This is a genomic window from Streptomyces sp. NPDC017991, from assembly GCF_044328075.1.
In the GTDB taxonomy this organism is placed as follows: domain Bacteria; phylum Actinomycetota; class Actinomycetes; order Streptomycetales; family Streptomycetaceae; genus Streptomyces.
On sequence record NZ_JBIRGP010000003.1, the window covers coordinates 551,496 to 563,301 of the forward strand.

Consider the following 11,806-nt stretch of genomic DNA (forward strand, 5'->3'; position numbering starts at 1 on the left):
CCTTTCCGTACCGGTCGGTGCGGATGTGTTACGGTCCCTCTCAATGGCAATCGGTACCGATCGGTACTGATGTTTATGGAGGTCATTCACATGGGACAGCTCGAAGGCAAGACAGCCGTCGTCACCGGCGGCAGCACCGGGATCGGCCTGGCGACCGCGAGACGACTCGCGGCCGAGGGCGCGCACGTGTTCATCACCGGCCGGCGCAAGGGCGAGCTGGACGAGGCCGTCGAGGCCATCGGGCCGGAGAGGACCACCGCGGTGGCGGGTGACATCTCCGACCTGGCCGACCTGGACCGGCTCTACGACGCGGTCCGCGCCCGGGGCCGGGGCCTGGACGTGGTCTTCGCCAACGCCGGCACCGCGTCGTTCGCGACGCTGGAGCAGATCACCGAGGAGCACTTCGACCGGATCTTCGGCGTCAACGTCAGGGGCACGGTGTTCACGGTGCAGAAGGCGCTGCCGCTGCTCAACGACGGCGCCTCGGTGATCCTCAACTCCTCGGTGCGCGCCGATGACGGTGTCGCCGCGTTCGGCGTGTACGCGGCCTCCAAGGCGGCGATCCGGTCCTTCGCCCGGACCTGGGCCAATGAGCTCAAGGACCGCGGTATCCGGGTCAACGCGATCTCCCCGGGCACGATCGACACTCCCGGGCTCGACGCCGTTGTCGCCACACCGAGCACGCCGGACACGACAGATACGACGGATACGACGGGTACTGCAGGCGCTGGGGAGACAGCGGGCACGTCGGACGCGTCCGGCACATCCGACGCACCCGTCACCAAGGCGCAGTTCGCCGCGGCCGTCCCGCTCGGCCGGATCGGGCGCCCGGACGAGGTCGCCGACGCGGTGGCCTTCCTCGCCTCCGGGCAGAGCGGTTTCATCCTCGGAGCCAACCTCTACGTCGACGGCGGCGAGAACCAGATCTGACGGACGCGACCTCCGCCCGGCCGCTCCCCGAGAGCCGCGTTGTCCCCCACGCGAGCGACAAGCAATGCCCACCCCGGCGGGACGTTGCGAGGTACCCCCTGCTCATAGCGTTCCTCTCGATGCAGGGGCGGCCGGGCCGCCGGTCGAGGAGGGGAAGATCTGATGTCGCTCTGGAACACGCGGGCCGTGCGGTGGGTCAAGGACCAGTACGCGCAGTCGCACGTCGAGCCCACGCGCAAGGTGTGGCCGGTCGGGGTGCGGCTGGTGGTGATGGTGGTGCTGTTCGTCCTGGTGACGGGGCTCGCCGCGGGGATGAGGAGCGTCGCGGGCGACAACCCGGTGCTGTCCCTGCTGTTCGGCGCGGCAGCCGCGGTGCTCGCCCTGACGGTCTACGCGGCGGCGGTACGGTTCCTCGAACAGCGCCCGGCGACCGAGCTGGACACCGCCGCCGCCGGGTCCGGTCTGCGCGTCGGCATCGCCACCGGTGTCGGCCTCTTCGTCGCGACGCTCGCCCTGATCGCCCTGTTCGGCGGATACGGCACGAAGGGCGGGGTGTCCGTCGGCGGTGCCCTGACCGTCCTCGGGATGATGGCAGGGGTCGCGGTCGTCGAGGAACTCCTCTTCCGCGGCATCGTCTTCCGCCTCGTCGAGGAACTCACCGGTACGCGGGGTGCGATGGTGGTCTCGGGCGTGCTGTTCGGGGGCCTGCACCTGGTCAACTCCGGTGCCACCGTGTGGGGCGCGCTGGCCATCGCCATCGAGGCCGGCCTGATGCTCGGCGCCGTCTACGCGGCCACCCGCACCCTGTGGATGCCGATCGGTCTGCACTTCGGCTGGAACTTCGCCCTGAGCGGCATCTTCGGCGTCACGGTCTCCGGCAACGACGACATGCCCACGGGCCTGCTCCACGGAGTGCTGTCCGGTCCCGAGGCGATCACCGGCGGTGGCTTCGGCCCGGAGGCCAGTATCTTCGCCATCCTCGTCTGCACCGTCCCCACGGTCGTCTTCCTGCGCCTGGCCAAGCGCCGGGGCCGCCTCTACACGCGCCGGCAGCTCCGGTCCGCGGGGACGACCGCCTCGTCCTGACCAAAGGTCCGGGACAGTCCGGGACGGTCCGGGACAACCGGCCCCGCCGGACGAAGAGCGCCTACGGAAGTCCGTGGGCGCTCTTGCCTCTGTGCGTCCGGGTCAGGTCACCAGCCCCTGGCGGTACGCGTACACCACCGCCTGCACCCGGTCGCGCAGGTTGAGTTTCGCGAGGATGCGGGAGACGAAGGTCTTGACCGTCTCCGGGCTGATCACGAGGGTCGCGGCGATCTCGCTGTTGGAGAAGCCGTTCGCGATGAGGCGCAGGACCTCCAACTCGCGCGGTGTCAGCGGGATGTCGTGCGGCGCGCCGCTGTCGGCGGGGCGGATGCGGGCGGCGTAACGGCCCACGAGACGGCGGGTCACCTCGGGGTCCAGCAGGGCCGCGCCCGCGCCCACGGTCCTGATGCCGTGCAGGAGTTGGGCCGGGGGCGCGTCCTTGAGCAGGAAACCGCTCGCCCCCGCGCGCAGCGCCTCGTACACGTACTCGTCGAGGTTGAACGTGGTCACCACGAGCACCTTGACGGGATGCGGCACCCCGGCGCCGGCCAGCAGGCGGGTGGCCTCGATGCCGTCGAGCACCGGCATGCGTACGTCCATCACCACGACGTCCGGGCGCACCCGGGCGGCGAGGTCGACCGCGGCCCGCCCGTCCTCGCACTCGCCCACCACCTCCAGGTCCGGCTGGGCGTCGATGATCGTCACCAGGCCGGTGCGGATCAGCACCTGGTCGTCGCAGACCAGGACCCGGATCGGTGAGGTCACGGGTGCGGTCACGAAGGGCTCCCGGCGGGTATGCGCGCGCGTACGACGAAACCGCCGGACGTTCGCCGGCCCGCGCTGAAGTCGCCGCCCAGGACGTCCACCCGCTCGCGCAGACCGGCGAGGCCCCGCCCGCTCCCGCCCGGGGACCCGGCCCCCGAGCCGGAACCGTCCGTACCGACCTCCACGGTGATCTCCCTTTCGGCGTGCCGTACCCGGACCGAGGTGCGGCTGCCGTGAGCGTATTTGAGTGCGTTGGTCAGGGCCTCCTGTACGACCCGGTAGGCCACGAGTTCGGCGCTGCCGGCCGGCTCCGCAGGAGTCCCCTCCTCGGTGAACTCCACCGGCTGCCCGGCCAGACGCGTCTGTTCCACGAGCGTGAGCAGCGTGCCGCCGGACGGTGCCCGCGGCCCGGTGGCCCGGCCGGCGGCCCCACCGACGCCCTGGTCGGTGCCGTGGCCCGTGCCGTGGTCGGGGTTGAGCAGGTCGAGCAGGTGCCGCAGATCGGAGATGGCCCGGCGGCCGGTGTCCGTGACGGCGGTCAGGGACTGGTCGAGGCGGTCGGGCGAGGCGGTGAGATAGCGCGCCGCCTCGGCCTGCACGACCATCGCCGTCACATGATGGGTCACGACGTCGTGCAACTCCCGGGCGATACGGGTGCGTTCGGCGGTCCGGGTGTCGTCGGCGATACGGAGCCGGTGCTCGGCGTCCGCGACCCGGGTCGAGCGCAGCCACGCCCCGATGCCCCATGCCAGGACCGTCGCCAGATAGAACGTCACGAGTTCGCTCGGTGGCTCACCGGGATCGAGCCGGGCGAACGCGACCGCCAGCGGCACGTACGCCACGGAGAAGACGATCGCGACGGTACGCCGGTGCCGTTCCAGGTGGGCCCCCACGCTCAGCAGCGCGATCGGCAGGGCGGTGCCCGCGAACGAGTGGTACCCGCGGAGCTGGTCGACGGCGAACCCCGCCGTCACCAGGGCCAGACAGACGACCGGCCAGCGGCGGCGCACGGCGAGCGGGAGGCTCTGGAGGGCGATCACCAGGAGGGCCAGGGCGTCGAAGGGACGGGTCGGCAGACCGCCGACCTGCGTCCCGTGGGACTCCGGCAGGAACGAGACGGCGAGGAACAGCAGCCCGAGCGGAAGGTCCCGGACGGTGACATCGGATCGTCGCCACCACTGCGGGGCCCGCCGCCGGACCAGGGCGGGCCACCGCTTCCGGGCCTGCCGCAGAGTGAGCGTCCCGATCATCGGGGGAGTGTAGCGGTGGCGCCGGCGCGCTCGGCGCGCCTGCGACGCGGCACCACACGGCCGCGCCGGTGGGCCAGCCACAGGAACGCGATCGTCGCCAGCACGCAGAACAGCACCGAGTACACACTTCCCTCCGGGCCGAAGTCGCCGCCGGTGAGCGCCGACGGGCCCGACATCGAGGAGTCCAGCAGCCCCGGAGGGGTGTCGTTGCCGGAGACTTCGGTACTGAAGACGCCGGACGCGGCGAAGTTCCAGCCGAAGTGCAGTCCGATGGGCAGCCACAGCGAGCGGGTGGCCACGTACGCGGCGGTGAGCATGCCGCCCGCCTCGACGGCGATGGCCGTGGCGCCCCACCAGGTGGCGTTCGGGTTGAGCAGGTGCGACAGGCCGAACAGCGTGCCGGTCAGCACCAGCGCGATCCAGGTGCCGACGCGCTCCTCGGCGATACGGAACAGGACGCCGCGGAAGATCAGTTCCTCCGTCACCGCGGCGGCGGCCATGAAGCCGAGCAGGCCGACCGCGCCCGTCACGGAATCGATGCCGTCGACCTCGTAGTAGCCGGAGGTGAAGAGGTTGACGATGACGGCCCCGAACAGCGCGACGCCGATCAGCGTTCCGCGACCCAGCGTTGCGGGGGCTCCTTCCAGGGCCAGTTCGGTGACCGGGCGCCGCTCGGTCCGCCCCACCACCCACCGGTAGACGAACACCGCGAGCACGGCCGCCGGTACGCCGACGAGCAGTTGGAGCCACGGTCTGCCCTCCGCCGCCGTGACTCCCTGACCACCGACGAAAGCGACGGCGGCGACGGCCAACAGTTGCCAGACGAACCTCATGAGGACTCCTGCACCAGAGCCGCGACCGAGCGCCGCGGGCTGTGCAGAAAGCTATGGAGGTGGCGGCCGGAAATCGTCACCGTGCGGTGGACACCTGCGCGTAGCTCGGACGGGGGACAGAGACGGGGACGGACCTGCGCGGCCGGCGTACGCGCCTTTTCCCGCCCCGTGACGGGAACCGGCCCGAGTCCTCCGTGCGTTGAGCGGTACACAGGGACCGACAAGGGACCGACAAGGGACCGGCGGGGGGCTTCCATGACGTACGAACGGCAGGGCGTGAGTCTTCCCGCTCCGATGTCGCGCGGTGAGCGGGCCAGGAGCGCGGGCCTGCTGGTGGGCGGCTGGGTCGCCCTGCTGTGGGTGCTCGAAGGCATCGACGCGGTGAGCGGGCATGCGCTGGACACGTTCGGCATCAGCCCGCGCGAGTTCGGCGAGCTGCGTGACATCGTGCCCGCCGCCTTCCTGCACTTCGGGTTCGACCATCTCGCGGCGAACAGCCTGCCGCTGCTCGTCCTCGGCTTCCTGACCGCCCTGTCCGGCATCCGCCGCTTCCTCGCCGTCGTCACCATGACGACCCTCGTCAGCGGCCTGGGCGTCTGGCTGACCGCGCCCGCCCACTCCCTGACCGCGGGCGCGTCCGGCGTCGTGTTCGGCCTCTTCGGCCACCTGCTGGTACGGGGATTCGTGGACCGCCGCCTCGGTGACGTGGCCGTGGGACTCCTCGTCGGCGCGGTGTACGGCTCGATCCTGTGGGGCGTCCTGCCGACGGCGACCGGGGTCAGCTGGCAGGGGCATCTCTTCGGGCTGGTGGGCGGGGTGGCCGCGGCCTTCGCGTTCCGTCGCCCTCGCGAAGCCCGAATACGCGTGTAGCCGGCGCCCGAACCCGACCGGCGTACGAGCCCGGGTTTGCGAGCCGGTCCGGAGCGCCCCCCCATGCGCCCCGGACCGAATGCGCCCTGTCCCGACTCCGACCCCAGGACGGACAGGACGTCGCCGACGAGCTTCTTCCCCCAAAGAGCGCCCGTCGGCGACGAACTCGTGCGGCCCGTCCGGTCAGGCCGCACCTGCGCGGGTCACCGGCACTCTGCGACAAGGCCGGAGCGACACCGTGCGGACACGTGGGTGCCGCCGGTGGCCGGTGCTCCTGTCTGCCGGTGACCAAGCCCTTGCCCCCGATAGGCTCCGCACGGACAGGTTCGTTCATATTCGCGGTGATGTGGAGTGGTCTGCTGTTGCCAGTGCGTATGTGGCAACACGAGGCGGACAGCGGACTGTTGGGGGGATGACGATCGAGGACAACGCCTTGGGTGCCGAGCTGCGCCGCCGTCGCGTCGCAGCAGGACTGTCGCTCAGTGAACTGGCCCGCAAGGTGCACTGCAGCCGCAGCTTCCTGAGCCGGGTCGAGACCGGTCAGCGACGGGCGTCCGTGGAGCTGGCACACCTGTGTGAGCAGGTGCTGGACGCCAAGGGGGTGTTGACGGCCCTGGCTCCGCCGAGCCTCGACTCCTTACCGAGGCCGGTCAGGACCGGACCCGGAAGACGGGCGTCCGGACCGGCCGGCGGAGGTCACGCGGCGGGGGCCGGTGCCCGGCGGCGCCCCGAGTTCGACCGGCTGCTCAGACGCGGCGACCTGAGCCACACCACCGGTGACATGCGGGAGGCGGACCGTCTCTACCGGGCCGCGCTGCACGGTGCCGCGGGGGACCCCCGGGCACAGGCCGAGGCCGTGATCCGGATGGCCCGTCGCTGGTCGGACCCCGGACAGGTCGACCACGAACTGCTGCATCTGATCAGGACCAGCCTGGCCGAGTTACAGGGCGACGGCGGGGCCGAGGCCGCGGGCCTGCGGCTGCGCCTCACCGCGCACCTGGCCAAGAAGGTGGCCATGGCGGTCAGCGAGGACACCGCGACCGGCCGGGTGGGCCCCGAGGAAGGGGCCGGACTCGCCGACGACACACTGAGCCGCTTATCGGCGGACGGCAGAGACGGCAGAGACGGCAGAGACGGCAGAGACGTTCGGAACGGCAGAGACGTTCGGGACGACGAGGTGCGCTGCGAGGTGCTCACCGAATGCCGCTGGGCGCGCTACGACTTCACACCGGCGGCCGACGCCCTGGCGCTGTCCCGGCAACTGCACGACGCCGCGGTCCGGCTCGACTCCCCCTACTTCCACGGCGAGGCGCTCATGGCCCTCGTCATCGACCAGTTGCGCACCGGCAGGGTCTACAGCGCGATGGCCACCGCGAGCCAGTACCGCAAGTACGCCGCCGACACCCGCAGCGTCCTCGCCACCTGGCAGCGGCACACCCTGGACGCCCTGCTCGACCTGTGGCACGGCAGGTTCGACGTGGCGGCGGACTGGATCCTCGGCGAGTCGCAGAAGTACATCGAAGGACTGCACGCCGATCTCGCGGTACCCGCCGACACCCTGCGCCAGACCCGTCTGGGCCAGGCCTTCTGGCTGCTGCGCGAACAGGGCCGGATGGCGGACCTGTTCACCTCGGAGCTGGCCGAGGACGTCGAACGGCACGCCTACTTCCCCATCTGGCGGGCCGGCCTCGCGCTCGCCTTCTGCGAGACGGGGCAGCACGCCGAGGCGGCGGACCTGCTGGTGGGCTTCGCCGCCGACACCGACGCCTTCAGCCGGTTCCCGCCCTCCGGCTGGGCGGTGCCCACCCTCGTCGTACTCGCCGAGGCCTGCGCGGCCCTGGACATCCAGGGGGGATACGAGAGCGGGCTGAGGGAGCTTCTGCCGGGGCTGCGCGAGCGGTTGGCGCCGCACGACGGACAGCAGATCGCGCTCGCCGGCTGGCCCACCGTGCTGGTCGGCTCGACCGCGCGGGCCCGTGGTCTGCTGGAGCTGGCCGCGGGAGAGCCGGAGACCGCACTCGGCCACTTCCGGCAGGGCGCCGTACCCGCCCGCTCGTCGCAGCCGGAACTCGCGCGGCTCCGGCTGGCCCAGGCGCGTGCGCTGCGCGGTGTCGGCGGTGCAGGCAACGAGACCCAGGCGCGGAGCCTTCTGCAGGAAGCCCTGCGCAGCGCACGGGCCTACGGCATGGCGGGACTCGCGGCACAGTGCGGGCGGCTTCTGGAGAGTCCCGGCCGGGACTGACCGCGCGTTCGCGTTCGGCCCGCGCGGTTCACGCTCCGGCCCGGTTGTCGTACCCCCGTGCAAGGATGACCGCTCGATCGGGGTCTGCGGGGTATGAGGGGCGTCATGGCGGAGGGCGAGAGGGCTGTCGGCAGCCCCGTGGCGGTGGGGCGCAAGGCGCGGGAGGTCGTCGCGCGCGGCGAGCGGCTGGGCGGGCTCGCACGGAACGTGCTCGCCGACCACGTCCGGGCGGTGGAGCAGGTACGGGCCGCCCTCGCCCCGCTCCTCGCCGAGCTGGTGGCCCAGGAGCTGGAGGGCATCCCCGTCTCCCGGCTGAAGGACGTCACCGAGGGGCGGCTGCGGCTCGGGGCCCTGGAGACCGCCGGATTCGGCAGCGTACGGCCGGTGTTCGAGGCGAGCCGGTACGAGCTGCGGCAGATTCCGGGAGTCGGCGCGCAGACCGCCGACCAGGCGCTCGCCGCCGCCCGGCAGATCGCCCGCGCCCTGGAAGAGACCGTGTCCGTACGGATCGACGTGGACCACCCGGAGCCGCGGACCACCGCCCTCGTCATCGCGCTGCGGCGGATCGTCGAGGCGGGGCCCGATCTGCGCCGGGCCGTGGACGCGGCCCGGGGACTGGAGCGACAGCTCGCGGGGCTCCTTCCAGCGGCTCGGCCGGCCGGCGGACGTCTGCGGATGGCGCTCCAGGGCAGGGCCGGGCGGGAGAGCGCGCTGGCGGCGGTCGCCGAGTTGCGCGCGCTCGTCGCCGACGCCGTCTCCAAGGGCGTACCGATGCTGCTCACCCAGGCCTCCACCGACCTGCTGCGGGAGTCCTCGTCCGACGCCGGGGCGTGGGTGGACTTCGAGCTGCGGTCCGCGGAGTACTACAGCCAGCTCGCCGAGATCGCCGGCAGCGCGCCCGATGTCGAGGCGTCCGAGGGCTTTCTGCCGGCGGAGGTCGCCGAGCGGGTGCACGCGCAGGGGCTCGACGACACCCACCGCCGGGTCTCGCTGCGCGGCTACCAGTCCTTCGGCGCGCGGTTCGCGCTGGCCCAGCGGCGGGTGGTCCTCGGTGACGAGATGGGGCTCGGCAAGACGATCCAGGCCATCGCGGTCCTCGCGCACCTCGCCGCGGACGGGCACCGGCACTTCCTGGTGGTGTGCCCGGCGAGCGTACTGATCAACTGGACGCGGGAGATCGGCTCCCGCAGCACCCTGCGGGCGGTGCCCGTGCACGGCCCGGACCGGCTGGACGCGTACGCCGAGTGGCGTGAGCGCGGTGGGGTCGCGGTCACCACCTTCGACGTGCTGCACAGCCTGCCGGACCCGAAGAAGGCCGAGAAGCACCCGCTGGAGGCGCCCGCCGCGCTCGTCGTCGACGAGGCTCACTACGTGAAGAACCCCGAGGCCCGCCGGTCCCGGGCGGTCGCGCGCTGGACGAACCGCTGCGAGCGCGTCCTGTTCCTCACGGGTACGCCCATGGAGAACCGCGTCGAGGAGTTCCGTACGCTCGTCCGCTATCTCCAGCCCGATCTGGTGCCGAGGATCCAGGGCAGTGACGCCGTCGCGGGGCCGCACACGTTCCGCCGGTCCGTCGCCCCCGCCTACCTGCGGCGCAACCAGCAGGACGTGCTGACCGAACTGCCCGCGCTGGTGCAGGTCGACGAGTGGGAGGAGTTCAGCGCGGCCGACGAGGACGCCTATCGGGAGGCGGTCGCCGCGGGGAATTTCATGGCGATGCGCAGGGCCGCGTACGCGCACGCGGAGAAGTCGGCGAAGCTGCAGCGGTTGCGTGAGCTGGTGACCGAGGCCGCCGCGAACGAGTTGAAGGTGGTCGTCTTCTCGTACTTCCGTGATGTGCTCGCCGCTGTGCAGCGGGCTCTGGGAGAGGGCGGTGGTGAGGGTGGCGGTGGCGTTGTGCTGGGGCCGCTGGCCGGGGGTGTGCCGGCGGTGCGGCGGCAGCAGCTCGTCGACGAGTTCGCGGACGCGGCCGGGCACGCGGTGCTGCTCTGTCAGATCGAGGCGGGCGGGATCGGGCTCAATCTGCAGGCCGCGTCCGTGGTGATCCTGTGCGAACCGCAGGTCAAGCCGACGCTGGAGCATCAGGCTGTCGCGCGGGCGCACCGGATGGGGCAGGTGCGGTCGGTTCAGGTGCATCGGTTGCTCGCGACGGACAGCGTGGACGATCGGTTGTTGCGGATTCTTGAGAGCAAGGCGCGGCTTTTCGATGCGTATGCTCGGCGTAGTGATGTGGCTGAGGCTTCGCCTGATGCGGTTGATGTCTCTGACGGGGCGATTGCTCGGCGGATCGTGGAGGAGGAGCAGGAGCGGTTGGCTTTGGCGCCCGGCGGTTGAGTGGGCGCGGTTTTGGCGCCCCGGGGAGCGGCGAGCTAAAAGATTGCGCAGTTCCCCGCGCCCCTAAAGACGAAAGACTGCGCTGCTCCCCGCGCCCCTGATGGGCGGAAGGCGAAAGATTGCGCCGTTCCCCGCGCCCCTGATGGGCGGAAGGCGAAAGATTGCGCTGTTCCCCGCGCCCCTGACAGGGGAAAGACAGAAGACTGCGCCGTTTCCGGCGCTCCTAGGTGGGGGTTGTCGGGGGTGATTTCAGGCCTGCTCCGCATAGGGGGAGTACTGCTGTGCGGGGGCCGAGGGCGCCCTCTCGGACCGCTGCCCAGCATGCGACCCCTGTCGATTCCACGTACAGGCCCTGGGACGCCAGGTCGGTCTGGGCGTGGCGGATCTGGTCCTCCGTCACGGTGAGGAAGGTGCCGCCCGACTCGCGTACCGCGCGCAGGATCTGGCGGGCCCTCGGCGGGTGCGGGATCGCGATGCCCTCGGCGAACGTGGGGGCGGCCGGGGTGACCCCGACCAGGTCGTCCGCCCCGTCGTGCCAGGCGCGGGCGAGCGGCGCGACGGCGGCGGACTGGACGGCGTACAGCGCGGGCCGGCGGTCGATCAGGCCCGCCGCGTGCAGTTCGGCGACGGCGAGTGCCGCGCCGAGCAGGAGCGTGCCGTTGCCGACGGGTACGACCAGCACCTCGGGGAGCCGGCCGCCGAGCTCCTCCCACACCTCGTGGACGTACGTCTTCGTGCCGTGCAGGAAGTACGGGTTGAAGACGTGCGAGGCATAGAACGTGCCCTCCTCGTCCGCCGCCTTCCGGGCCGCCGCCGCGGTCGCCTCACGGTCGCCCGGGACCAGCTCAAGCCGGGCCCCGTGCGCCGCGATCTGCTCCAGTTTCTTGGCGGACGTGCCCTCGGGGACGTACACCGTGCACGACAGCCGGGCCCGGGCGCAGTACGCGGCGACGGCCGTGCCCGCGTTGCCGCTGCTGTCCGCGACGACCCGCCGGGGCCGCAGCCGTAGGGCCAGCTCGGCGAGCATGACGGCCCCGCGGTCCTTGAAGGAGAGCGTCGGCATGAGGAAGTCGAGTTTGGCCGAGACGCCCTCCCGGAGCGGGACCAGCGGGGTGCGGCCCTCACCCAACGACACCGAGGGGGCCGGCAGCGGCAGGCACTCCGTGTACCGCCAGAGTGAATTCACCCGTCCGGTCAGGGACTTGAGGGTCGCGGGCGTCGGTGCGAAGTCCAGGTCGAGCGGGCCGCGGCAGACCGGGCAGCACCACGCGAGGGAGTCCGTGGGGACGCGCGTGCCGTCCACCGGGCAGAAACAATCCGGCAAGGGAGTCATTCCCGCAGGTTAGATGCCCCGGTTGGTGACGGGTTGTCATGGTGGGCATATGTCAGCCCCGTTGCGTCGGCGCATGGCTCTTGTGCATTTCCTGTGAGAGCCGCAATCTTTCTGGCTGAGCGCATGGTTCGGCGTGCTGAACAAGCCGGAGCGAACCTGCCTT

General features: G+C 71.8%; 9 protein-coding genes. 5 read left to right on the forward strand and 4 right to left on the reverse strand.

The features are described 5' to 3' along the window. The first annotated feature begins 90 nt into the window (after window positions 1–90). The gene (locus ACH4DZ_RS10975; protein ID WP_398286705.1) at window positions 91–930 is read left to right on the forward strand and encodes an SDR family NAD(P)-dependent oxidoreductase; all 840 of its coding nucleotides are present in this window, start codon (window positions 91–93) and stop codon (window positions 928–930) included. 162 nt (window positions 931–1,092) lie between these two features. After that, window positions 1,093–2,016: a lysostaphin resistance A-like protein gene (locus ACH4DZ_RS10980; protein ID WP_398286706.1), complete on the forward strand. Its 924-nt coding sequence runs from the start codon at window positions 1,093–1,095 to the stop codon at window positions 2,014–2,016. 102 nt (window positions 2,017–2,118) lie between these two features. On the opposite strand, the gene ACH4DZ_RS10985 is transcribed toward ACH4DZ_RS10980, so the two are convergent. Genes ACH4DZ_RS10985 through ACH4DZ_RS10995 form a run of 3 tightly spaced genes read right to left on the reverse strand, consistent with a single transcriptional unit; the run spans window position 2,119 to window position 4,864 of the window. Continuing rightward, entirely contained in the window at window positions 2,119–2,781 is a 663-nt protein-coding gene (locus ACH4DZ_RS10985; protein ID WP_398287071.1) for a response regulator, read from the reverse strand. Between the two features lie 8 nt (window positions 2,782–2,789). Beyond that, on the reverse strand, window positions 2,790–4,031 hold the full coding sequence (locus ACH4DZ_RS10990) for a sensor histidine kinase (protein WP_398286707.1): 1,242 nt from the start codon (window positions 4,029–4,031) through the stop codon (window positions 2,790–2,792). Further along, on the reverse strand, window positions 4,028–4,864 hold the full coding sequence (locus tag ACH4DZ_RS10995; protein ID WP_398286708.1) for a lysostaphin resistance A-like protein: 837 nt from the start codon (window positions 4,862–4,864) through the stop codon (window positions 4,028–4,030). Before ACH4DZ_RS10995 ends, ACH4DZ_RS10990 begins: the two co-directional genes overlap by 4 nt. Window positions 4,865–5,119: 255 nt before the next feature. Here ACH4DZ_RS10995 and ACH4DZ_RS11000 point away from each other — a divergent pair, with 255 nt between their 5' ends. The 3 genes from ACH4DZ_RS11000 to ACH4DZ_RS11010 all read left to right on the forward strand — a co-directional run bounded on the left by ACH4DZ_RS11000 (window position 5,120) and on the right by ACH4DZ_RS11010 (window position 10,310). Then, window positions 5,120–5,734: a rhomboid family intramembrane serine protease gene (locus ACH4DZ_RS11000; RefSeq protein WP_398286709.1), complete on the forward strand. Its 615-nt coding sequence runs from the start codon at window positions 5,120–5,122 to the stop codon at window positions 5,732–5,734. Between the two features lie 412 nt (window positions 5,735–6,146). Next, window positions 6,147–7,976, forward strand: coding sequence for a helix-turn-helix domain-containing protein (locus tag ACH4DZ_RS11005; protein WP_398286710.1), 1,830 nt, complete (start codon window positions 6,147–6,149; stop codon window positions 7,974–7,976). A 105-nt stretch (window positions 7,977–8,081) separates the two neighbouring features. Beyond that, complete coding sequence (locus ACH4DZ_RS11010) at window positions 8,082–10,310, forward strand: DEAD/DEAH box helicase (RefSeq protein WP_398286711.1); 2,229 nt, start codon at window positions 8,082–8,084, stop codon at window positions 10,308–10,310. 223 nt (window positions 10,311–10,533) lie between these two features. Here the strand turns inward: ACH4DZ_RS11010 and ACH4DZ_RS11015 are convergent, their stop codons facing one another. Further along, window positions 10,534–11,643 carry a threonine synthase gene (locus ACH4DZ_RS11015; protein WP_398286712.1) on the reverse strand — a complete coding sequence of 370 codons (1,110 nt, stop codon included), beginning with the start codon at window positions 11,641–11,643 and terminating at the stop codon, window positions 10,534–10,536. Window positions 11,644–11,806: the final 163 nt, after the last annotated feature.

What these genes read in the sequence shown, in the direction of transcription:
- ACH4DZ_RS10980 (WP_398286706.1), top strand. Translation starts at nt 1,093, where the DNA reads ATGTCGCTCTGGAACACGCGGGCCGTGCGGTGGGTCAAGGACCAGTAC.
- ACH4DZ_RS11005 (WP_398286710.1), top strand. Translation starts at nt 6,147, where the DNA reads ATGACGATCGAGGACAACGCCTTGGGTGCCGAGCTGCGCCGCCGTCGC.
- ACH4DZ_RS11015 (WP_398286712.1), bottom strand. Translation starts at nt 11,643, where the DNA reads ATGACTCCCTTGCCGGATTGTTTCTGCCCGGTGGACGGCACGCGCGTC.
- ACH4DZ_RS10995 (WP_398286708.1), bottom strand. Translation starts at nt 4,864, where the DNA reads ATGAGGTTCGTCTGGCAACTGTTGGCCGTCGCCGCCGTCGCTTTCGTC.
- ACH4DZ_RS11000 (WP_398286709.1), top strand. Translation starts at nt 5,120, where the DNA reads ATGACGTACGAACGGCAGGGCGTGAGTCTTCCCGCTCCGATGTCGCGC.
- ACH4DZ_RS10990 (WP_398286707.1), bottom strand. Translation starts at nt 4,031, where the DNA reads ATGATCGGGACGCTCACTCTGCGGCAGGCCCGGAAGCGGTGGCCCGCC.
- ACH4DZ_RS10975 (WP_398286705.1), top strand. Translation starts at nt 91, where the DNA reads ATGGGACAGCTCGAAGGCAAGACAGCCGTCGTCACCGGCGGCAGCACC.
- ACH4DZ_RS11010 (WP_398286711.1), top strand. Translation starts at nt 8,082, where the DNA reads ATGGCGGAGGGCGAGAGGGCTGTCGGCAGCCCCGTGGCGGTGGGGCGC.